This is a genomic window from Streptomyces misionensis, from assembly GCF_900104815.1.
Classification (GTDB): Bacteria; Actinomycetota; Actinomycetes; order Streptomycetales; family Streptomycetaceae; genus Streptomyces; species Streptomyces misionensis.
In genome coordinates, this window is the sequence record NZ_FNTD01000004.1 from 1,581,969 (window position 1) to 1,603,517 (window position 21,549).

Below are 21,549 nucleotides of genomic sequence, written 5' to 3' on the forward strand. Positions count from 1 at the left end.
CCGCCGTTCCTCACCGTGCCGGGGCCCGCGCGGCGGCGGCCGGGGCCGGCCCGGCGCTTCCGTACCCCCCGTCCACCCGGATCGCCGTGATCCCGCTGATGTGCCGGGCACCGCAGCGGTCCTGGGGCAGCACCAGCTGGGGGCCGGCGGCGTCCAGCGGAGTGTCGTCGATGCTCACCCCGAGCAGGACCGGGGCGTCGGCGAAGTCCGGGTCGATCTCGGCCCAGGACAGCAGCGCGTGGTGGCCGTCGGTGCCGGTGACGGCGATCAGGAAGCGCAGCCGGTCCTTGCGGCGCCCCGGGTCGAAGCCGGGCCCCGCGTCGGCCAGGACGTCGTACAGCCGCGGCCCGGTGAACCGGTGGTGCCGCATGCCGCTGGTCGCGCACTCGAAGCTGACGGCCACCCGGTGCTGCGGCCAGGACAGCAGGTCCGGCACGGTCAGCCGGGCGGGTCTCACGAGATCACCGGTCAGGGCGAGCCGGGCGAGGGTCACCTGCGACCACCTCCGGCTGGACGGTACCCGCCGCCGGGTGCCATACAAACGCACATGCAAGCCACTCCGATAAGGATCATGGCTCATGCGAAGCAACAAGGGACTTACACCTGGCAGATGCGGCAGTATCATCACGGCAAGGCCGAACACAGCGGCCTGTCAGGGCGCGACCGTCGTTCCGTCGATCCAGGGAGTAGATCCGTGATGACCCGTTCCATGCGCCGGACCCGGCGAGTGCTGCGGCCGGCCGGCACGGGAGCCGCCGCCCTGCTGGCCCTCAGCGCCTGTTCCTCTTCGACCCACTCGTCGGGCGCCGCCTCGGACACGTCCGGTCCGGCCTCCTCGAAGCCGTCCGGCACGGTCACCGTCTTCGCCGCCGCCTCGCTCCAGGAGAGCTTCACCACCCTGGGCAAGGAGTTCGAGCGGCGGCATCCCGGCACCAAGGTCAGGTTCAACTTCGGCGGCAGCGACACCCTCGCCGCGAGCATCACCAGCGGCGCCCCCGCCGACGTCTTCGCCGCCGCCAGCCCCAAGACCATGGCGACCGTCACCGACGCCGGGGACGCGGCCGGCACCCCGGCCACCTTCGTCCGCAACCAGCTGGAGATCGCCACCCTGCCCGGCAACCCCGGCAAGGTCGCCTCCCTCAAGGACCTCGCCAGGCCCGGCCTCAAGGTCGTCCTGTGCGACAAGACGGTGCCGTGCGGCGCCGCCGCGCAGAAGGCCCTGGACGCCGCCCACCTCACGCTCACCCCGGTCTCCTACGAGCAGGACGTCAAGAGCGCCCTGAACAAGGTGGAACTCAAGGAGGCCGACGCGGCGGTGGTGTACAAGACCGATGTGCACACCGCGGGTGACAAGGTGGAGGGCGTGGAGTTCCCCGAGTCCGCCGAAGCCGTCAACGACTACCCGATCGCCCTGCTGAAGAACTCGGAGAACGCCGGGGCCGCCAAGGCGTTCATCGCCCTCGTGCGCTCCGCCGAGGGCCAGAAGGTGCTGGGCGGGGCCGGGTTCCTCAAGCCGTGACCCCTCCCCTCGAACCCGGCGCCGCGACCGGCCTCCGCACGGACCGGCCGCGGCGCCGCCGTACCGCCACCGGGGGCACGAGCGCCCGGCGCACCGCCGCGGGCCGCCGCGGCGCGCCGCTGCCCCTGCTGCTCCCCGGCGTACTGGCCCTGGCGTTCCTGCTGGTGCCGCTGCTCGCGCTCCTGGTGCGCGCGCCCTGGCGCAGCCTGCCGGACCGGCTGACCAGTGCCGAGGTGTGGCAGGCGCTCCAGCTGTCGCTGGTCAGCGCCACCGCGGCGACCGCCGTCAGCCTGGTCCTCGGCGTGCCGCTGGCCTGGCTGCTGGCCCGCACCGACTTCCCGGGACGCGGCCTCGTGCGGGCCCTGGTGACCCTGCCGCTGGTGCTGCCGCCGGTCGTCGGCGGTGTGGCCCTGCTGCTCGCCCTGGGCCGCAACGGCGTCGTCGGCCAGTGGCTGGACTCCTGGTTCGGGATCACGCTGCCGTTCACCACCGCGGGCGTCGTCATCGCGGAGGCGTTCGTCGCCATGCCGTTCCTCGTCATCAGCGTCGAGGGCACCCTGCGCGCCGCGGACCCGCGCTTCGAGGAGGCCGCGACCACCCTTGGGGCCTCCCGGTTCACCGCGTTCCGCCGGGTCACGCTGCCGCTGATCGCGCCCGGCATCGCGGCGGGCGCGGTGCTGGCCTGGGCGCGCGCCCTCGGCGAGTTCGGCGCCACGATCACCTTCGCGGGCAACTTCCCCGGCCGCACCCAGACCATGCCCCTCTCCGTCTACCTCGCCCTGCAGAACGACCCCGAGGCCGCGATCGCCCTGAGCCTGGTGCTGCTGGCCGTCTCCATCGCGGTGCTGGCGGGACTGCGCGACCGATGGCTGACAGGGGTGTGACCATGCCGGCAGGACGGCGCACGACGCCCATGAGACCCGTGGCGAAGGATCGCGAACCGATGACCGACGTCGCCGCCCCGCGGCTGCCGCGGACCGACCGGCAGGGGCTCGACGCGCGGCTTGTCGTGGACCGCGGCTCCTTCCGCCTCGACATGGCGCTGACGGCGGCGCCCGGGGACGTGGTCGCGCTGCTGGGGCCCAACGGCGCGGGCAAGACCACGGCGCTGCGCGTGCTGGCCGGCCTGGTGCCCCTGACCGAGGGCCATCTGCGGCTCGACGGCGCCCCGTTGGAACGGGTCCCGCCGGAGTCCCGCCCGGTCGGCGTGGTCTTCCAGGACTACCTGCTCTTCCCGCACCTGTCCGCGCTGGACAACGTGGCGTTCGGGCCGCGCTGCCAGGGCCTGGGCAAGGCGGAGGCGCGTGCGGTGGCCGCGGCCTGGCTGGAGCGCATGGGGCTCGCCGACCACGCGGGCGCCAAGCCGCGCCGGCTCTCCGGCGGCCAGGCCCAGCGCGTGGCCCTCGCCCGCGCGCTCGCCACCCGGCCCCGGCTGCTCCTGCTGGACGAGCCGCTGGCCGCCCTCGACGCCCGCACCCGGCTGGAGGTCAGGGCCCGGCTGCGACAGCATCTGGCCGAGTTCGAGGCGGTCGCCGTCCTCGTCACGCACGACCCGCTGGACGCCATGGTGCTCGCCGACCGGCTGGTGGTCGTGGAACACGGCCGGGTCGTCCAGGAGGGCACCCCCGCCGACATCGCCCGCCGCCCGCGCACGGACTACATCGCCCGGCTCGTCGGCCTGAACCTCTACCGGGGCGAGGCCGGGGGCCACACCGTACGACTGGACGCCGGGCCGGAGATCACCACCACCGAGCAACTGTCCGGCCCGGCCTTCGTCGCCTTCCCGCCGTCCGCCGTGACCCTCCACAAGGAGCGGCCCACCGGCACCGCCGCCCGCAGTTCCTGGCGCTGCGAGGTGGCCGGACTGGAGACCCACGGCGACCGGATCCGCGCCGACCTCACCGGTGAACTCGCCCTCGCCGCCGACCTCACCACGATGGCCGCCGCCGAGCTGGAGCTGCGGCCCGGTGCACCGGTCTGGGCGACAGTCGAGGCGACGCAGACCCACGCGTACCCGGCCTGATCCCTCGGGCGCCTACGGTGGGTGACCATGACCCTGAGCATCCGCAACCAGCTCCCCGGCACCGTCACGGCGGTCCACCCCGGCGAGGCGATGGCCATCGTCGAGGTCCGCCTGGACGGCGGGCAGGACCTGACCGCGGCGATCACCCGGGACGCCGCCGAGGACCTGGCCCTCGCGCCCGGTACGCCGGTGCGCGCCCTGGTGAAGTCGACCGAGGTGTCCCTCGCCACGCACCGCGTGGCGGGCCTGTCGATCCGCAACCAGCTCCCGGGCGCCATCACCCGTCTGACCACCGGCGCCGTCATGGCCACCGTGCGCGTCGCCGTCCCCGGCGGCGAGCTGACCGCGGCCGTCACCAAGGAGGCGGCCGCCGACCTCGGCCTGTTCGTCGGCTCCGACGTGGTGGCCCTGGTCAAGGCGACCGAAGTGGCACTGGCGACCGCATAGGGCGAGGGCCCCGCCCGGACATCCGGACGGGGCCCTCGGGGCGCGCGGTTCGCCGCGGACCGGTCAGTCCTCGTACGCGTCCAGCGGCGGGCAGGAGCAGACCAGGTTGCGGTCCCCGAAGGCCTGGTCGATGCGGCGCACCGGCGGCCAGTACTTGTCGGCCACCGACACACCCGCCGGGAAGACGGCCTCCTCGCGGCTGTAGGCGTGCGTCCAATCGCCGCCCAGCGCGGCCGCGGTGTGCGGCGCGTTGTGCAGCGGGTTGTCCTCCGCCGGCCAGACGCCGGAGCCGACCTTGTCGATCTCCGCGCGAATCGCGATCATCGCGTCGCAGAACCGGTCCAGCTCGGTGATGTCCTCGGACTCGGTGGGCTCGATCATCAGCGTGCCGGCCACCGGGAACGACATGGTCGGCGCGTGGAAGCCGTAGTCGATCAGGCGCTTGGCCACGTCGTCCACGCTCACACCGGTCGCCTTGGTCAGCGGGCGCAGGTCGATGATGCACTCGTGCGCGACCAGGCCGCCGGGGCCGGTGTAGAGCACCGGGTAGTGCGGCTCCAGGCGCTTGGCGATGTAGTTGGCGGACAGCACGGCCACCTGGGTGGCCCGCTTGAGGCCCTCGCCGCCCATCAGGCGGACGTACGCCCAGGAGATCGGCAGGATGCCCGCCGAGCCCCACGGCGCCGCCGAGACCGGGCCCACGCCCGTCTCGGGGCCCGCCGCCGGCTGCAACGGGTGGTTGGGCAGGTACGGCGCCAGGTGCGAGCGGACCGCCACCGGGCCGACGCCGGGACCGCCGCCGCCGTGCGGGATGCAGAAGGTCTTGTGCAGGTTGAGGTGCGAGACGTCGCCGCCGAAGTGGCCCGGCTTGGCGAGGCCTACCAGCGCGTTGAGGTTGGCGCCGTCGACGTACACCTGGCCGCCGGCCTCGTGCACCCGGGCGCAGATGTCGGCGACGTGCTCCTCGAACACACCGTGCGTGGACGGGTAGGTGATCATCAGCACCGCCAGCTCGTCGCGGTACTGCTCGATCTTGGCCCGCAGGTCCTCGACGTCGATCTCGCCGTCCTCGGCGGTCTTGACGACGACGACCTTCATGCCGGCCATCGCGGCGCTGGCGGCGTTCGTGCCGTGCGCGGAGGACGGGATGAGGCAGACCGTGCGGCCCTCGTCGCCGTTGGCGCGGTGGTAGCCGCGGACCGCCAGCAGACCGGCCAGCTCGCCCTGGGAGCCGGCGTTCGGCTGGAGGGAGACCTTGTCGTAGCCGGTGACCTCGGCCAGGCGGTCCTCCAGCTCGCGGATGAGCGTGAGGTAGCCCTCGGCCTGCTCGGCGGGCGCGAAGGGGTGCAGCGCGCCGAACTCCGGCCAGGTGACCGGCTCCATCTCGGTGGTCGCGTTGAGCTTCATGGTGCAGGAGCCCAGCGGGATCATGCCGCGGTCGAGCGCGTAGTCGCGGTCGGCCAGCTTGCGCAGGTAGCGCAGCATCGCGGTCTCGGAGCGGTGCTGGTGGAAGACCGGGTGGGTGAGGTAGTCGTCGCCGCGCAGCAGCGCCTCCGGCAGCGCGTCCGGCGCGCTCGCGTCCAGCGCCTCGATGTCGGCCTGGACACCGAAGGCGGACCAGACGGTGGCCAGGTGCGCCCGCGTGGTGGTCTCGTCGCAGGCCATGGAGACGTGGTCGGCGTCGACCAGACGCAGGTTGACGCCGTTGTCCCGGGCGGCGGCGACGATCTCGGCGGCCTTGCCGGGCACTCGCGCGGTGACGGTGTCGAAGAACGCGCCGTGCACCAGGTCCACGCCGCCGGCCCGCAGGCCCTCGGCGAGGATCGCGGCGTACCGGTGGGTGCGCCGGGCGATCGTCCGCAGGCCCTCGGGACCGTGGTAGACGGCGTACATGCCGGCCATGACGGCGAGCAGCACCTGCGCGGTACAGATGTTGCTGGTGGCCTTCTCGCGGCGGATGTGCTGCTCGCGGGTCTGCAGGGCCAGCCGGTAGGCCTTGTTGCCGTCGGCGTCGACGGACACGCCGACCAGGCGGCCGGGCAGGCTGCGGGCGAACTTCTCGTGCACCGCCATGTAGCCCGCGTGCGGCCCGCCGAAGCCCATCGGGACGCCGAAGCGCTGGGTGGTGCCGACGGCGATGTCCGCGCCCAGCTCGCCCGGAGAGGTCAGCAGGGTCAGGGCGAGCAGATCGGCGGCGACGGTGACCAGGGCGCCCAGCTCGTGGGCCTGCTCGATCAGCGGCTTGATGTCGCGTACGGCACCGGAGGCGCCCGGGTACTGGACCAGCACGCCGTTGATGTCCCGGGCGGCGATGTCGGCCGGGATGCCCTCGCTGAGGTCGGCGACGACGACCTCGACACCGGTCGGCTCGGCGCGGGTCCGGATCACGGCGACGGTCTGCGGCAGGGCGTCCGCGTCGACCAGGAACAGGCCCTTCTTGTTCTTGCCCATGCGGCGGGACAGCGCCATGGCCTCGGCGGCGGCCGTGCCCTCGTCCAGCAGGGAGGCGCCCGAGGTGGGCAGGCCGGTCAGGTCGGCGACCATGGTCTGGAAGTTCAGCAGGGCCTCCAGACGGCCCTGGGAGATCTCCGGCTGGTAGGGCGTGTAGGCCGTGTACCAGGACGGGTTCTCCATGACGTTGCGCAGGATGACCGGCGGGGTGAAGGTGCCGTGGTAACCCAGGCCGATCATGGAGCCGAGGACCTGGTTGCGGTCGGCGAGCGAGCGCAGTTCGGCCAGCACCTCGGCCTCGGTGCGGGCGCCCGGCAGGTCGAGCGCGTCGGCGTTCTTGATCACATCCGGGACCGCGGCGGCGGTCAGCTCGTCCAGGGAGCCGTAGCCGACCTGCGCGAGCATCTTGGCCCGCGCCTCCTGGTCGGGGCCGATGTGGCGCTGTTCGAAGGGGATGCCCGCTTCGAGCTCGGAGAGCGGAATGCGATGGGCGGTCATTGCGGAGGCCTCCTGGTCTGACGCGACCTTCGAAGGGCACCACGGCGCGGGTGCCCCGACGGCCTCCCCCTCTGTCATCTCGACCTGAGAGCTTCACCGGACGCCTCGCGACGCCGGCTTTCACCGTCGGTGAGAGCGGAAGCCGTCGACACCCGCTCTGCTTTCCAGAGTGACCTCGTCCGTGCGGTACGTGAGCCTGAGAGATTCCGGGGAGGATTTGCTCCTTCGGCGCCTCCGAGGTGATCGGAGGACTCTCCCGCACGGGGTCAGCAGCCGCAATCAGCCTACCAGCGAGGTCAACGGCCGGTTCCTCAAGTGGCCGCCGCGGTGAAAGTGCTCTTTCGTAGTGCTTACGGATGAGTTGCGACCACGTGGAGGGAGAGGGACCGTGCAGACCGACATCGATCCGCGCAACCTGATCGGCCGCAAGGCCTTCGACCGCACCGGTACGAAGATCGGCACGATCGACGAGGTGTATCTGGACGATGCGACCGGCGTGCCCGAGTGGGCGGCCATACGCACCGGCCTCTTCTCCCGGGACGCCTTCGTCCCCCTGGAACCCAGTGAACTCGTCGACGGCACCCTGCACGTCCCCTTCGACCGTTCCCTGATCAAGGACGCCCCCGACTTCGGCGTGGGCCGCCATCTCTCCCCCGAACAGGAACTCCAGCTCTACCACCACTACGGCCTGGACGTGCCCCCGCCGACGGCGGCCCCGGACCACGACTTCGGCAAACTGGCGGGCTCAGAGGAGACGTGACTCCGGCTGCCCCCGCCCGGCGGGCACCGGCACCAGGGGCAAGGGGTCGGCCGGCCGCAGCGCGGGGTCGGTGACGAGGAACGTCCGCACCCGGCCGGGTTCCGACTGGGGGGTCTCGAACCGCACCGTCACCCGGCCCACGCCGCTGCCCTGCACCCACCCATGGCCGAACTCGTCGTGCCGTACGTCCTGGCCGGCCCGCCAGTGCGGGGCGGCGGACTCGGGCGCCGCCGCCGACTCGGCCACCGGCTCCTCGGGCGACGCCTCCCGCGACGGCTTGGCCGCCTGCGCGAACAGGTCCTCCTGGGTGTAGTCGGCGAGCCCGGTGACGCCCACCCCGAGCAGTCGCACCCCGCCGGTGGTGTCCACGGAGTCCAGCAGCCGCCCGGCGGCCTCCCGGACGACCTCCGGGTCGTCCGTGGGACCTCGCAGCGTCTCGGAGCGGGTCAGCGTCGAGAAGTCGTACCGCCGCACCTTCAGGACGATCGTCCGCCCGGACAGCCCCGCCTCGCGCAGCCTCCGCACACAGCGGTCGGCGAGCCGCCGCACCTCGAACCCGATCCGCGGCCGGTCGTGGATGTCCACGTCGTACGTGTCCTCGACCGACACCGACTTGGCCTCCCGCTCGGCCACCACCGGCCTCTCGTCCCGGGCCAGGGCCATGGCGTACAGCGCCTGTCCGTGCGCCTTGCCGAGCAGCCGTACGAGCTCGGCCTCGCCCGCCTCGGCCAGCTCCTCCACCGTGGTGATCCCGGCCCGCCGCAGATGGTCGCCGGTGGCCGGCCCCACCCCCGGCAGGGTGCGCACCGGCATCGGTCCCAGCAGCGCCCGCTCGGTGCCCGGCTCGATGAGCACCAGCCCGTCCGGCTTGGCCTCCTCGGAGGCGATCTTCGCGAGCATCTTGGAGGCGGCGAGCCCCACCGACCCGGCGAGCCCGGTGGCGGCGCGGATGTCCTCGCGCAGTCGGACGCCGGTTCGCCGCGCCGACTCCGCGTCCCACGCCGTCCCCCCGGCCGCCAGGTCCACGAACGCCTCGTCCAGGCTCAGCGGTTCCACCAGCGGCGACAGCTCCCGCAGCAGCGCCATCACCTGGTCGCTGACCGCGCGGTAGAGCGGGAAACGCGGCACCAGATACGCGGCGTGGGGCGCCAGCCGGCGCGCCTGCGCCATCGGCATCGCCGAGTGCACCCCGAAGACCCGTGCCTCGTAGGAGGCGGTGGCGACCACTCCGCGCGGTCCGAGCCCGCCCACCACGACCGCCTTCCCGCGCAGGCTCGGCTTGGACGCCTGCTCCACCGAGGCGTAGAAGGCATCCATGTCGAGATGCAGGATCGTGGGCGCGTTTCTCACATCTCCGATGCTGCACCACGGCACTGACAATGCCCATGTGCCGGAAGGGGCCGGTCAGACCGCCCGGTTGCGGCGCCGCGCCAGCTCGTCCGCCGGGTTGTGCCCGACGAGGGTCTCGCCGGTGTCGATCCGCTCGCCGTGCAGCTGGGACAGGGCGCTCTCCACGTCCCGCCACACCACGCCGACCGCGATCCCGAAGATGCCCTGGCCGCCCTGGAGCAGGGCGTGCACCTCGTCCGGCGAGCCGCACTCGTAGACGGTGGCGCCGTCGCTCATCAGCGTCATCCGCTCCAGGTCCCGGAAACCGCGCTCCCTGAGGTGCTGCACCGCCGAGCGGATGTTCTGCAGCGAGACCCCGGTGTCCAGGAACCGCTTGACGATCTTCAGGACCACGACGTCCCGGAAGCTGTACAGACGCTGGGTGCCCGACCCGTACGCGGGCCGCACACTCGGCTCGACCAGGCCGGTGCGCGCCCAGTAGTCGAGCTGTCGATAGGTGATGCCGGCCGCCGCACAGGCCGTGGGCCCCCGGTAGCCGATCTCTTCGGACGTCATGGACGCCGCCCCTCCGCCGTCCGGCACCGCCGTCGGCCGCTGCGGAGCGTGATCCACCGCGCTGCTGTGAACCGGGTACGGACCGCTCTCCCCGAAACCGCGCACGGGAGCACCCCCAGCCGTACCGTCGCCGCTGGTTCTCACGCCGACCTCCGTCCTTGACCTGCCTTCTCGACGGTAGGCAGTCACCAGGGGTGCGTCAACGATCGCCACACTCGGCACGCCGAGTGATAATCACCCAAGGAGTGGTTTCCCGTGTCCCACCGCGGGGAAAGGCTAGCCGAATGCCCTCGCGGGAACCCGTAGGACGCTCTCAATCGCCGGTGGCAATTGCCCGGCAGCGGGCCGCGCCGGGCCCCGGACCGGCCGCCGGATCACCCGGACGCCCGGCGCCGGGAGCCCTCACTGGTTGCTGGTGCCGAAGTCCTCGGGCGAGATCTGGTCGAGGAACTCGCGGAACTTCTCCACCTCGTCCTCCTGCTCGTCCGGAATGGCGATGCCCGCGTCGTCCAGCACCGTGTCACTGCCGTAGATCGGCGTCCCGGTGCGCAGGGCCAGCGCTATGGCATCGGAGGGCCGGGCGCTGACCTCGACTCCGCTGGCGAAGACCAGCTCCGCGTAGAAGACGCCTTCCCGCAGGTCGGTGATGCGTACCTCGGTCAGCTCCTGACCGAGGGCCTCCAGCACGTCCTTGAACAGGTCATGGGTCAGCGGCCTGGCCGGGGCCATGCCCTGCTGGGCGAAGGCGATCGCCGTCGCCTCCCCCGGCCCGATCCAGATGGGGAGGTAACGGTCGCCCCCCACTTCGCGCAGGAGCACGATCGGTTGGTTGGAGGGCATTTCGACCCGGACACCTACGACATCGAGCTCGTTCACACAGCAACCCTAGGCCGTGCCCGGGACGTTTGGGTAGTCGGGCCGGGCACAGCAGCCCGATCCGGCCCCGTCCGACGTCCCCGGATCAGGGCAGACGCACCCCGAGGGCGGTCTTCACCAAGGACGCGTGCAACTTCATGGTGAGCGCCGCCAGCTCCTTCGTGCGGGCCTCGGCGAGCGCTCTGGTCTGCGGATTGCGGTGGCGCTTGAGCGGGGCCACCACCTGGTCGACCAGCCCGGCCTCCCGGTCGGCGGCCGCCTTCATCACCCGCAGATGGCGGGGCTCGATCCCGAAGCGCCCCAGCTCCGCGACGAGGGTGGCCACGGTGACGGCCTCCGCGTCGTACGACCCGTCCGCGAGCGGCACCAGGAGCCCGTACGACTCCCACTCCGCCAGCTCGGCCTCGCCGATGTCCGCGGCCGCCAGCAACTCCGCCCGGCCGACCCTGGCCACCGTGGGCCCCTCCAGCACCTCCAGGGCGTCCTCCCCGCCGCGCTGGCGCCCGACCACGGGCAGCGGGACGGCCTCGCCCCGCTCCATGGCGTCCAGGTGCTCACGGATCACCTTGAGCGGCAGATAGTGGTCCCGCTGCATTCTCAGGACGTGTCCGAGGCGCTCGACGTCACCGGCGCTGAACTTGCGGTACCCCGAAGGGGTCCGCTGCGGCTCGATGAGCCCCTCCGCCTCCAGGAAACGAATCTTGGAGATGGTGACTTCGGGGAACTCCTCGCGCAGCACGTTCAGCACCGTGCCGATGCTCATCAGCCCACTGTCCCTGGCGGCGGTACCGCTTCCGGCACCGCCGCTCGGCGTTTGAAGCATGGACCTTCCCTGGGTTACCCCCGGAGCGTGTCCGGGGGCGGGTCAGATGCCCTGCCGGCTCGCGTAGAACACCAGCCGGTACTTGCCGATCTGCACCTCGTCACCGCTCTGCAGGGCGACCTGGTCGATCGGCTCGCGGTTGACGTAGGTGCCGTTGAGGCTGCCCACGTCGGCGACGGTGAACGAGCCGTCCGGGGAGCGGCGGAACTCCACATGGCGACGCGAGACCGTCACGTCGTCCAGGAAGATGTCGCTCTGCGGGTGACGGCCGGCCGTCGTCAGGTCGCCGTCCAGCAGGAAGCGGCTGCCCGAGTTCGGGCCGCGGCGCACCACCAGCAGGGCCGAGCCCGCCGGCAGCGCCTCCACCGCGGCCTGCGCCTCCGGCGACAGCATCGGCATCGGCGTCTGGCCGGTCGCCTCCGCGTCGTACGCCTCGAGGCCGGAGATCGAGATCGTGGACGTCGTCTCGGAGGCGCGCTCGGGCACGGCTCCAGGACGCAGCGGCGCACCGCAGTTGGAACAGAAGCGGGCGTTCTCCGCGTTGCGGTTACCGCACCTCGTACACACCAGGGCCGACATGGACGGATCCTCCTGCCGCGGCTGTCCCGCCGAGGCGTTGGACGCGTACGGGCCGGGACCAAAGTCTCCACCCGTACTTGAGGTTGACGGTTGCCCGAAACCTATGCCGCGGGACTGGGCAGGGTCAACTGACGGCGCGCCCTGGCCTCCCGAAATGTCACCACCCGGACCAGCCACCTGGTCCCGGAACAGCGGCCGCTGACCCTGTGCGTCAGGCTGTGCGCGATGACGAGCGGTCGCGTTGTCGCCACCCTCTCGCGCGCTCTTGCCGAACCACTTCGCAAACAACTTCACGGGCGATTCCCCTTGACCGAAACAGACCCGCCCGTGGGGCAGGACGAACCCTGATTGCCGACACCGGCCGACCCGGACACCCACACAACGTCCGTGCCCACCAGACAGTTTCCACCACGCGCCACCTCGTCGGTGCGCCGACCCCCCGCAACCTCATGCCCCTGCCGGAAGGCCCCCATGCACCAGCGGTTCACTGGGAGGACGACCGAGCGTAGTCAGGCTGCTTCGCCTGTCGCAAGGCGTCCACGACGATCTTGCCCGACTGTGCGACGGAGACCGTGGCCTGCTCCTTCTCCAGAGTCTGCACCACGCCTCCCGGGATGTTCAGCGCCGGCTCGAGGTCCTGCGGCTTGCCGATGACCTTGAAACGATAAGGGGCGTTGATCTTGTTCCCGTCCACGCTCACGCTCCTGCCCGCGTCCGCGAAGTAGGTGTTCGCCACCACACGGACGCCGTTGACCTGGATCGCCTCCGCACCGGCCGCGCGCAGCTCCTGGATGGTGTCGAGCAGCATGTCGGACTGGACCGTCCCCTTCGTGTCCTCGATCGTCATGGTGATGCCGGGACCCTGAGCCGCCACGGTGCCCGCCAGGATGCCGAGTTGCCTCTCCTTCTCGGCGGTCTGCCGGCGCGCCTCCGCGGCCTGGTCGGAGCTGCTCTGGAGCTCCTGACGCTGCTTCTCGAGTCCCTGCCTCTCGTCTTCAAGACGCTGAGTACGCGAATCCAGTTCATCCAGGATGCGAACAAGATCTTCTTGACGTGCGCCGCGCAGCGCGCTGTCGGTGTCGCTGTTCGACGCCACCTGGACGGCCAGGCCGAAGCCGAGACCGAACAGCAGGAGCGCCACTATGAGTTGGGGCCGGGTGAGGCGCGGCGGCCACACTCCCTTGACCAGCCGCTGACGGCCGGTCAGCGGCTCCTGCGGGCGCGGGCCCGGTGCCCGTCCGGCGCCGGGCGGCGGGGCGGGCACCTCGGCCGGCAGTTCCTTGCGCAGCCGGTTCTCCGGCCGCTCGCCCTGCCCGCCGGGGCGGTCGGGTTCCTCGTGGCCGCCGTGCCGCCCGCGGCCGTTCTCGTCCTCGCGGTCGTACTGGTCGCTCATCGCCTCACGCCCGGAAGACATGCCGCCGGATCGCCGCGGCGTTGGAGAAGATCCGGATGCCGAGGACGACCACGACACCCGTGGACAGCTGCGCACCCACGCCCAACTTGTCGCCGAGGAACACGATCAGGGCCGCCACGACCACGTTCGACAGGAAGGACACCACGAAGACCTTGTCGTCGAAGATGCCGTCCAGCATGGCCCGCAGACCACCGAAGACGGCGTCCAGTGCCGCGACGACGGCGATCGGCAGATAAGGCTCCACGACCGCCGGAACCTCGGGCCGGACCAACAGGCCGGCCACGACTCCCACGACGAGGCCCAGTACGGCGATCACGATGTGCCCTTCTTCGTCTTCTCGGTGTTGTCGGTCTTGCCGCCGTCAGCGGTGTCCGGCCTCGCCGTGCGTACGATCACGCTCGGCGCCGCGGGCAACCGGACGTCGGGCTGGGTGGAGATGGTGGCGCGGATGCCGTAGTTCTGCTCCAGGGCATGCAGGTACAGGCCGTCCGCACTGTTCTGGAAGTCATTGCTCAGCCTGGGCCCGTCCCCCACCGCGAGCACGGTGTACGGCGGCACCAGCGGCCGGTTGTCGACCAGTATCGCGTCTCCGGCGGCCCGGATCGCCGACAGGGCGGTCAGCCGCTGCCCGTTGATGGAGACGGCCTCGGCGCCGGACTGCCACAGCCCGTTGACGACGCGCTGGAGATCACGGTCGCGCACCCGGCCGGTGTCGGAGAACCCCGCCGTCTCCCTGGGGTTGGAGCCGTCGCCACCGGAGCTGGCCTCCTTGGCGTCGTTCACGACCAGCTTGACGCCCGGACCGTGCACCTCGGTGGCGCCGGACAGCATGCCCACCAGGTCCGCCTCGGCGCTGCCCCCGCTCGCCCTCAGCGCCGCCCGCTGGCGCGCGCTGACGTCGTCACGGAGTTTGTCGACGCTGCCCTGGAGCCTGTCCGCGTCCGCGGTCTCCTTGTCGACGCGGTCGATCAGCTCCTGGCGTTCCTTGGCCACCACGGGCGCCGCCACGCGCGCCTGCGCCGCCCCTACGGTCACGACCAGGGCCGCGAGCACCAGACCGCCCGCGAGGCCCAGCTTCGCCCTCAGGGTCTTCGGCAGGCCGCCCTCGCCCTGGGACTTCTTCCGGGCGGCGGCCTCGGCGTACCCGTCGTCGAGGCTGTGGTCCATGACGTTGGTGATCAACGACATGGAGGCGTCCGGGCGGCGCGGCCGCGCGGGGCTGCTCCGAACGGGGGGTTGCTGCGGCATGCCGCACATCGTCGCACGTCGCGCGCGATACCTCCGAATGGCCCCACCGGCGTGCCGGACAGGCCCCCTTGGGGACACATGTCCGGCACGCACGCGTGCGGCACCCTTTGCGGCCCCGTCCGCCGCACGGCACGCCGCCAGGGCCAGGTCAGAGCCTTCTCAGGCCCTTGCGGGCGTCACCGCCCGGCGCTGTCCACGACGGCCGACCACTCGTCCAGGAGGGCCTGCGCGGAGGCGTCGTCGGGGCCCTCGGCCCACAGATGGGTGACGGCCTCGGCCGGGTCGGGCAGCACCATCACCCAGCGCCCGTCCGTCTCCACGACCCGCACCCCGTCGGTGGTGTCCACCGAGCGGTCTCCGGCCGCCTCGACCACCCGGCGCATCACCAGACCCTTGACGGCCCACGGTGTGGCCAGGTCCCGCTTGAGGACGTGCGCCCGCGGGATCCGCGCGTCGATCTGGCTCAGGGTGAGCTGGGTGCGCGCCACGAGCCCGATCAGCCGCACGAAGGCCGCCGTGCCGTCGAACACGCTGCCGAACTCGGGGACGATGAACCCGCCCTTGCCGTCGCCGCCGAAGATGGTGCCCTCCTCGCCGCCGACGCGCGTGAGGTCGTCCGGCGACGTGGTCGTCCACTCGACCTGGGTGCCGTGGTAGGCGGCCACCTGCTCGGCGATCCGGGTCGTGGTGACGGGCAGTGCGACCCGGCCGCTGCGCCGCTCCGCGGCCACCAGGTCCAGCATCACCAGCAGTGCCCGGTCGTCCTCGATGATCCGGCCCTTCTCGTCCACGAGGGACAGCCGTTCACCGACGGGGTCGAAGCGCACACCGAACGCGGCGCCCGAGGAGGCGACGATCTCACCGAGCCGCACCAGGCCGCTGCGCCGCATCTCGGCCGTCTCGGTGGGCCTTGACTCGTCGAGACCCGGGTTGATGGTCAGGGAGTCCACCCCGAGCTTGCCCAGCAGGCTGGGCAGCACCAGGCCCGCGCTGCCGTTGGACGCGTCCACGACGACCTTCAGTCCGGACTCGGCGATCCCGGTGGTGTCGACGTTGCGCAGCAGGGAGCCGGTGTACGAGTCGAAGACGCTGGACGGGAAGTACAGGTCGCCGATCTCGCCGGGGAACGCCCGCCGGTACTCCTGGCGCGCGAAGACCCGGTCCAGTTTCCGCTGCCCGGCCTGGGACAGGTCGGCGCCCTGTCCGTCGAAGAACATGATGTCGACGGAGTCCGGGACACCGGGCGTGGTGCGGATCATGAGGCCGCCGGCGCTGCCCCGCGCGGTCTGCTGCCGGGCCACCGGCAGCGGCACGTTCTCCAGGTCGCGTACGTCGATGGCGCTGGCCTGGAGCGCGGAGATGACCGCCCGCTTGAGCGCCCGGGCGCCTCGGGAGTGATCTCGGGCGGTGGTGACCGTGGAGCCCTTCTTGAGCGTGGTCGCGTAGGCGCCGGCGAGGCGTACGGCCAGCTCGGGCGTGATCTCCACGTTCAGGATGCCGGACACCCCGCGGGCGCCGAAGAGGTGCGCCTGGCCCCGGGACTCCCAGATCACCGAGGTGTTGACGAACGCGCCGGCCTCGATGGTCTTGAACGGGTAGACGCGGACGTTGCCCTGCACGATCGATTCTTCGCCGATCAGGCACTCGTCCCCGATGACGGCGCCGTCCTCGATCCGGGCGGCCCGCATGATGTCGGTGTTCTTGCCGACGACGCAGCCGCGGAGGTTGCTGTGCTGGCCGACGTACACGTTGTCGTGGACGACGGCCTTGTGCAGGAAGGCGCCGCTCTTGACGACGACGTTCGAGCCGACCACGGTGTGCTCGCGGATCTCGGCGCCGGACTCGACCTTCGCGTAGTCGCCGATGTACAGCGGACCGCGCAGTACGGCGTCGGGGTGCACCTCGGCGCCCTCGGCCACCCATACGCCCGGGGAGATCTCGAAGCCGTCGATGTCGACGTTGACCTTGCCTTCGAGTACGTCGGCCTGGGCCTTGACGTAGCTCTCGTGCGTGCCGACGTCCTCCCAGTAGCCCTCGGCGACGTAGCCGTAGATCGGCTTGCCCTCCTTCATCAGCTGGGGGAAGACGTCGCCGGACCAGTCGACCGGAACATCGGGTTCTACGTAGTCGAAGACTTCGGGCTCCATCACGTAGATGCCCGTGTTGACCGTGTCGGAGAAGACCTGGCCCCAGGTCGGCTTCTCCAGGAAGCGTTCGACCTTGCCCTCCTCGTCGACGATGGTGATGCCGAATTCGAGGGGGTTGGGCACGCGGGTCAGGCAGACCGTGACGAGCGCGCCCTTCTCCTTGTGGAAATTGATCAGTTCGGTGAGGTCGAAGTCGGTCAGGGCGTCACCGGAGATGACGAGGAAGGCATCGTCCTTCAATGCCTCTTCGGCGTTCTTGACGCTTCCGGCGGTACCGAGTGGCTTCTCCTCATTGGCGTAGGTGAGCTCCATCCCGAGCTCTTCGCCGTCACCGAAGTAGTTCTTGACGAGCGAGGCAAGGAACTGCACGGTGACCACGGTCTCGGTGAGCCCGTGCCTTTTGAGCAGCCGTAGCACGTGCTCCATGATCGGGCGGTTCGCCACGGGCAGGAGCGGCTTGGGCATGCTTGAGGTCATGGGGCGCAGGCGTGTGCCTTCGCCCCCGGCCATCACGACGGCCTTCATGTCGGAAGCGTCCTCCTTGAAGAGACGACGGTCTAGCCGACTTCACCCGTCCAGATTGTCCCGCACTTTTCCACAGCGGGCCATCGAGGCGTTACGTCAGGACAATCGCCGAGCTCAATCGGCCTTGGTGTCCGCACGTACCAATCGGCGGACTTGGACCACATAGAGCACTCCTGCCCACCAATAGAGGGTTGTACCCCATCCGGCGAACGCCCATCCGAAAACAGCGGCCAGTGACGCGATCCAACCACTTCCGTCACTGAGGAGCAGGAGCGGGAAGGCGTACATGAGGTTGAACGTGGCGGCCTTCCCGAGGAAGTTGACCTGCGGCGGCGGATACCCGTGCCGGCGGAGGATCCCCACCATCACCAGGAGCATCAGTTCCCGGGCGAGCAGCAGCGCGGTCAGCCAGAGCGGGAGGATTTCCCGCCAGGTGAGGCCGACCAGCGTGGACAGCACGTAGAGCCGGTCGGCGGCCGGGTCGAGGAGCCGGCCCAGGCTGCTGATCTGGTTCCAGCGCCGGGCGAGTTTGCCGTCCAGGTAGTCGCTGACTCCGCTGAGCGCCAGCACGAGGAGGGCCCATCCGTCGCTCTTGGGGCCGCCGAACTCCGGCCTGAGGATCAACCACAGGAACAGGGGTACGCCGACGAGCCGCGCCATGCTGAGGATGTTGGGGATGGTGAGGACCCGGTCTGTCTGGACACGGGTCTCCTGGACCTCCACCCGGGGGCCTCCTGTGGGGAATGAGCCAACGATGCTCCCTGACTTTACCCCAACGCAAAAAAGCTCCGGCTCTCGGGCTGGTGCCCAAGAGCCGGAGCTTCAAAAGGAGTTCGGCGGCGTCCTACTCTCCCACAGGGTCCCCCCTGCAGTACCATCGGCGCTGTGAGGCTTAGCTTCCGGGTTCGAAATGTAACCGGGCGTTTCCCTCACGCTATAACCACCGAAACACTATGAAACTGACAACCAGCACAATGGTTGTTCGTGGTTTCAGAACCAACACAGTGGACGCGAGCAACTGAGGACAAGCCCTCGGCCTATTAGTACCGGTCACCTCCACCAGTTACCTGGCTTCCAGATCCGGCCTATCAACCCAGTCGTCTACTGGGAGCCTTACCCCATCAAGTGGGTGGGAGTCCTCATCTCGAAGCAGGCTTCCCGCTTAGATGCTTTCAGCGGTTATCCCTCCCGAACGTAGCCAACCAGCCATGCCCTTGGCAGAACAACTGGCACACCAGAGGTTCGTCCGTCCCGGTCCTCTCGTACTAGGGACAGCCCTTCTCAAGACTCCTACGCGCACAGCGGATAGGGACCGAACTGTCTCACGACGTTCTAAACCCAGCTCGCGTACCGCTTTAATGGGCGAACAGCCCAACCCTTGGGACCGACTCCAGCCCCAGGATGCGACGAGCCGACATCGAGGTGCCAAACCATCCCGTCGATATGGACTCTTGGGGAAGATCAGCCTGTTATCCCCGGGGTACCTTTTATCCGTTGAGCGACGGCGCTTCCACAAGCCACCGCCGGATCACTAGTCCCGACTTTCGTCCCTGCTCGACCCGTCGGTCTCACAGTCAAGCTCCCTTGTGCACTTACACTCAACACCTGATTGCCAACCAGGCTGAGGGAACCTTTGGGCGCCTCCGTTACTCTTTAGGAGGCAACCGCCCCAGTTAAACTACCCATCAGACACTGTCCCTGATCCGGATCACGGACCCAGGTTAGACATCCAGCACGACCAGACTGGTATTTCAACGACGACTCCACAACCACTGGCGTGGCCGCTTCAAAGTCTCCCAGCTATCCTACACAAGCCGAACCGAACACCAATATCAAACTGTAGTAAAGGTCCCGGGGTCTTTCCGTCCTGCTGCGCGAAACGAGCATCTTTACTCGTAGTGCAATTTCACCGGGCCTATGGTTGAGACAGTCGAGAAGTCGTTACGCCATTCGTGCAGGTCGGAACTTACCCGACAAGGAATTTCGCTACCTTAGGATGGTTATAGTTACCACCGCCGTTTACTGGCGCTTAAGTTCTCAGCTTCGCCCCACCGAAGTGAAGCTAACCGGTCCCCTTAACGTTCCAGCACCGGGCAGGCGTCAGTCCGTATACATCGCCTTACGGCTTCGCACGGACCTGTGTTTTTAGTAAACAGTCGCTTCTCGCTGGTCTCTGCGGCCACCCCCAGCTCAGACCGTAAAGATCATCACCAGGTGTGGCCCCCCTTCTCCCGAAGTTACGGGGGCATTTTGCCGAGTTCCTTAACCATAGTTCACCCGAACGCCTCGGTATTCTCTACCTGACCACCTGAGTCGGTTTAGGGTACGGGCCGCCATGAAACTCGCTAGAGGCTTTTCTCGACAGCATAGGATCATCCACTTCACCACAATCGGCTCGGCATCAGGTCTCACCCTGCATGAGCGGCGGATTTACCTACCACTCGGGCTACACCCTTACCCCGGGACAACCACCGCCCGGGATGGACTACCTTCCTGCGTCACCCCATCACTCACCTACTAACCGCTTGGTTCAGCGGCTCCACCACTCCCCTTTGCCCGAAGGCTCCAGGGCGGCTTCACGGCCTTAGCATCACGATGCTCGATGTTTGACGCTTCACAGCGGGTACCGGAATATCAACCGGTTATCCATCGACTACGCCTGTCGGCCTCGCCTTAGGTCCCGACTTACCCTGGGCAGATCAGCTTGACCCAGGAACCCTTAGTCAATCGGCGCACACGTTTCTCACGTGTGAATCGCTACTCATGCCTGCATTCTCACTCGTCAACCGTCCACAACTACCTTCCGGTGCTGCTTCACCCGGCAGACGACGCTCCCCTACCCATCACAACACCCGTTAGGGCTATATGCTGCAATGACACGACTTCGGCGGTACGCTTGAGCCCCGCTACATTGTCGGCGCGGAATCACTAGACCAGTGAGCTATTACGCACTCTTTCAAGGGTGGCTGCTTCTAAGCCAACCTCCTGGTTGTCTGTGCGACTCCACATCCTTTCCCACTTAGCGTACGCTTAGGGGCCTTAGTCGATGCTCTGGGCTGTTTCCCTCTCGACCATGGAGCTTATCCCCCACAGTCTCACTGCCGCGCTCTCACTTACCGGCATTCGGAGTTTGGCTAAGGTCAGTAACCCGGTAGGGCCCATCGCCTATCCAGTGCTCTACCTCCGGCAAGAAACACACGACGCTGCACCTAAATGCATTTCGGGGAGAACCAGCTATCACGGAGTTTGATTGGCCTTTCACCCCTAACCACAGGTCATCCCCCAGGTTTTCAACCCTGGTGGGTTCGGTCCTCCACGAAGTCTTACCTCCGCTTCAACCTGCCCATGGCTAGATCACTCCGCTTCGGGTCTTGAGCGTGCTACTGAATCGCCCTATTCGGACTCGCTTTCGCTACGGCTTCCCCACACGGGTTAACCTCGCAACACACCGCAAACTCGCAGGCTCATTCTTCAAAAGGCACGCAGTCACGAGGCAGGAACAAGTTCCTACCCGACGCTCCCACGGCTTGTAGGCACACGGTTTCAGGTACTATTTCACTCCCCTCCCGGGGTACTTTTCACCATTCCCTCACGGTACTATCCGCTATCGGTCACCAGGGAATATTTAGGCTTAGCGGGTGGTCCCGCCAGATTCACACGGGATTTCTCGGGCCCCGTGCTACTTGGGTGTCTCTCAAGCAAGTCGCTGACATTTCGACTACGGGGGTCTTACCCTCTACGCCGGACCTTTCGCATGTCCTTCGTCTACATCAACGGTTTCTGACTCGCCCTACGGCCGGCAGACCGTAGAAGAGAGATCCCACAACCCCGCACACGCAACCCCTGCCGGGTCTCACACGCATACGGTTTGGCCTCATCCGGTTTCGCTCGCCACTACTCCCGGAATCACGGTTGTTTTCTCTTCCTGAGGGTACTGAGATGTTTCACTTCCCCTCGTTCCCTCCACACTGCCTATGTGTTCAGCAGCGGGTGACAGCCCATGACGACTGCCGGGTTTCCCCATTCGGAAACCCCCGGATCAAAGCCTGGTTGACGACTCCCCGGGGACTATCGCGGCCTCCCACGTCCTTCATCGGTTCCTGGTGCCAAGGCATCCACCGTGCGCCCTTAAAAACTTGGCCACAGATGCTCGCGTCCACTGTGCAGTTCTCAAACAACGACCAGCCACCCATCACCCCGAACCCAAAGGTCCGAGTGCACTGGGGCCGGCGACTGAGGAGAAGTTCATTCCCTCAGACACCCAACAGCGTGCCCGACCAGAACCCGTCCGAAGATCATGCGTTCCACGCTCCGAAGAGCAGTACTAGCAGCCT

Annotated in this window: 15 protein-coding genes, 2 rRNA genes, 2 pseudogenes and 1 riboswitch; of the genes and pseudogenes, 5 read left to right on the top strand and 14 right to left on the bottom strand. The window is 68.9% G+C overall.

Annotated features, from left to right (window positions below):
• Nucleotides 1-10 precede the first annotated feature (10 nt).
• Nucleotides 11-493 carry a molybdopterin-dependent oxidoreductase gene (locus tag BLW85_RS08710; RefSeq protein ID WP_074991759.1) on the bottom strand — a complete coding sequence of 161 codons (483 nt, stop codon included), beginning with the start codon at nucleotides 491-493 and terminating at the stop codon, nucleotides 11-13.
• 204 nt (nucleotides 494-697) lie between these two features.
• Here BLW85_RS08710 and modA point away from each other — a divergent pair, with 204 nt between their 5' ends.
• The 4 genes from modA to BLW85_RS08730 are packed head-to-tail and all read left to right on the top strand — an operon-like array spanning nucleotide 698 to nucleotide 3,989.
• Nucleotides 698-1,519 (top strand): molybdate ABC transporter substrate-binding protein, encoded by an 822-nt coding sequence (gene modA / locus BLW85_RS08715; RefSeq protein ID WP_070028343.1) that lies wholly within the window; start codon nucleotides 698-700, stop codon nucleotides 1,517-1,519.
• Nucleotides 1,516-2,403: a molybdate ABC transporter permease subunit gene (modB, locus tag BLW85_RS08720; RefSeq protein WP_074991760.1), complete on the top strand. Its 888-nt coding sequence runs from the start codon at nucleotides 1,516-1,518 to the stop codon at nucleotides 2,401-2,403. The genes modA and modB overlap by 4 nt, the downstream gene beginning before the upstream one ends.
• 59 nt (nucleotides 2,404-2,462) lie before the next feature.
• The gene (locus BLW85_RS08725) at nucleotides 2,463-3,542 is read left to right on the top strand and encodes an ABC transporter ATP-binding protein (protein WP_070028346.1); all 1,080 of its coding nucleotides are present in this window, start codon (nucleotides 2,463-2,465) and stop codon (nucleotides 3,540-3,542) included.
• Nucleotides 3,543-3,569: 27 nt separating this feature from the next.
• Nucleotides 3,570-3,989: a TOBE domain-containing protein gene (locus BLW85_RS08730; protein ID WP_074991761.1), complete on the top strand. Its 420-nt coding sequence runs from the start codon at nucleotides 3,570-3,572 to the stop codon at nucleotides 3,987-3,989.
• A 63-nt stretch (nucleotides 3,990-4,052) separates the two neighbouring features.
• On the opposite strand, the gene gcvP is transcribed toward BLW85_RS08730, so the two are convergent.
• Nucleotides 4,053-6,938 (bottom strand): aminomethyl-transferring glycine dehydrogenase, encoded by a 2,886-nt coding sequence (gene gcvP, locus BLW85_RS08735; RefSeq protein WP_074991762.1) that lies wholly within the window; start codon nucleotides 6,936-6,938, stop codon nucleotides 4,053-4,055.
• 174 nt (nucleotides 6,939-7,112) lie between these two features.
• A riboswitch (glycine riboswitch) is annotated at nucleotides 7,113-7,207 on the bottom strand.
• Between the two features lie 119 nt (nucleotides 7,208-7,326).
• Here gcvP and BLW85_RS40875 point away from each other — a divergent pair.
• A pseudogene (locus tag BLW85_RS40875) lies at nucleotides 7,327-7,485 on the top strand (PRC-barrel domain-containing protein); the annotation flags it as partial.
• 134 nt (nucleotides 7,486-7,619) lie between these two features.
• Here the strand turns inward: BLW85_RS40875 and BLW85_RS08745 are convergent.
• The 12 genes and pseudogenes from BLW85_RS08745 to BLW85_RS08800 all read right to left on the bottom strand — a co-directional run bounded on the left by BLW85_RS08745 (nucleotide 7,620) and on the right by BLW85_RS08800 (nucleotide 21,357).
• A pseudogene (locus BLW85_RS08745) lies at nucleotides 7,620-9,048 on the bottom strand (DNA polymerase IV).
• A 54-nt stretch (nucleotides 9,049-9,102) separates the two neighbouring features.
• Nucleotides 9,103-9,747: a MerR family transcriptional regulator gene (locus BLW85_RS08750; RefSeq protein ID WP_071828714.1), complete on the bottom strand. Its 645-nt coding sequence runs from the start codon at nucleotides 9,745-9,747 to the stop codon at nucleotides 9,103-9,105.
• Between the two features lie 258 nt (nucleotides 9,748-10,005).
• Complete coding sequence (locus BLW85_RS08755; RefSeq protein ID WP_070028357.1) at nucleotides 10,006-10,479, bottom strand: bifunctional nuclease family protein; 474 nt, start codon at nucleotides 10,477-10,479, stop codon at nucleotides 10,006-10,008.
• Between the two features lie 85 nt (nucleotides 10,480-10,564).
• Nucleotides 10,565-11,302, bottom strand: coding sequence for a transcriptional regulator FtsR (gene ftsR / locus BLW85_RS08760; protein ID WP_070028359.1), 738 nt, complete (start codon nucleotides 11,300-11,302; stop codon nucleotides 10,565-10,567).
• A gap of 42 nt (nucleotides 11,303-11,344) precedes the next feature.
• Nucleotides 11,345-12,175, bottom strand: a complete 831-nt coding sequence (locus BLW85_RS08765) for an FHA domain-containing protein (RefSeq protein ID WP_205009842.1) — start codon at nucleotides 12,173-12,175, stop codon at nucleotides 11,345-11,347.
• Between the two features lie 190 nt (nucleotides 12,176-12,365).
• Entirely contained in the window at nucleotides 12,366-13,274 is a 909-nt protein-coding gene (locus tag BLW85_RS08770; protein WP_074991764.1) for a DUF881 domain-containing protein, read from the bottom strand.
• A gap of 4 nt (nucleotides 13,275-13,278) precedes the next feature.
• Nucleotides 13,279-13,611 (bottom strand): small basic family protein, encoded by a 333-nt coding sequence (locus BLW85_RS08775; protein WP_003988855.1) that lies wholly within the window; start codon nucleotides 13,609-13,611, stop codon nucleotides 13,279-13,281.
• Entirely contained in the window at nucleotides 13,608-14,552 is a 945-nt protein-coding gene (locus tag BLW85_RS08780; RefSeq protein ID WP_107409090.1) for a DUF881 domain-containing protein, read from the bottom strand. The genes BLW85_RS08775 and BLW85_RS08780 overlap by 4 nt, the downstream gene beginning before the upstream one ends.
• A gap of 167 nt (nucleotides 14,553-14,719) precedes the next feature.
• Nucleotides 14,720-17,215, bottom strand: a complete 2,496-nt coding sequence (locus tag BLW85_RS08785) for a mannose-1-phosphate guanyltransferase (RefSeq protein WP_070028366.1) — start codon at nucleotides 17,213-17,215, stop codon at nucleotides 14,720-14,722.
• A gap of 114 nt (nucleotides 17,216-17,329) precedes the next feature.
• A complete protein-coding gene (clsA, locus tag BLW85_RS08790) occupies nucleotides 17,330-17,938 on the bottom strand; it encodes a cardiolipin synthase ClsA (RefSeq protein ID WP_070028368.1) in 609 nt (202 codons plus the stop codon).
• A gap of 108 nt (nucleotides 17,939-18,046) precedes the next feature.
• Nucleotides 18,047-18,163 (bottom strand): 5S ribosomal RNA (gene rrf, locus BLW85_RS08795).
• Between the two features lie 72 nt (nucleotides 18,164-18,235).
• A 23S ribosomal RNA gene (locus BLW85_RS08800) occupies nucleotides 18,236-21,357 on the bottom strand.
• Nucleotides 21,358-21,549 lie beyond the last annotated feature (192 nt).

What these genes read in the sequence shown, in the direction of transcription:
- modA (WP_070028343.1), top strand. Translation starts at nt 698, where the DNA reads ATGACCCGTTCCATGCGCCGGACCCGGCGAGTGCTGCGGCCGGCCGGC.
- BLW85_RS08725 (WP_070028346.1), top strand. Translation starts at nt 2,463, where the DNA reads ATGACCGACGTCGCCGCCCCGCGGCTGCCGCGGACCGACCGGCAGGGG.
- BLW85_RS08730 (WP_074991761.1), top strand. Translation starts at nt 3,570, where the DNA reads ATGACCCTGAGCATCCGCAACCAGCTCCCCGGCACCGTCACGGCGGTC.
- gcvP (WP_074991762.1), bottom strand. Translation starts at nt 6,938, where the DNA reads ATGACCGCCCATCGCATTCCGCTCTCCGAGCTCGAAGCGGGCATCCCC.
- ftsR (WP_070028359.1), bottom strand. Translation starts at nt 11,302, where the DNA reads ATGCTTCAAACGCCGAGCGGCGGTGCCGGAAGCGGTACCGCCGCCAGG.
- BLW85_RS08770 (WP_074991764.1), bottom strand. Translation starts at nt 13,274, where the DNA reads ATGAGCGACCAGTACGACCGCGAGGACGAGAACGGCCGCGGGCGGCAC.
- BLW85_RS08780 (WP_107409090.1), bottom strand. Translation starts at nt 14,552, where the DNA reads ATGTGCGGCATGCCGCAGCAACCCCCCGTTCGGAGCAGCCCCGCGCGG.
- BLW85_RS08785 (WP_070028366.1), bottom strand. Translation starts at nt 17,215, where the DNA reads ATGAAGGCCGTCGTGATGGCCGGGGGCGAAGGCACACGCCTGCGCCCC.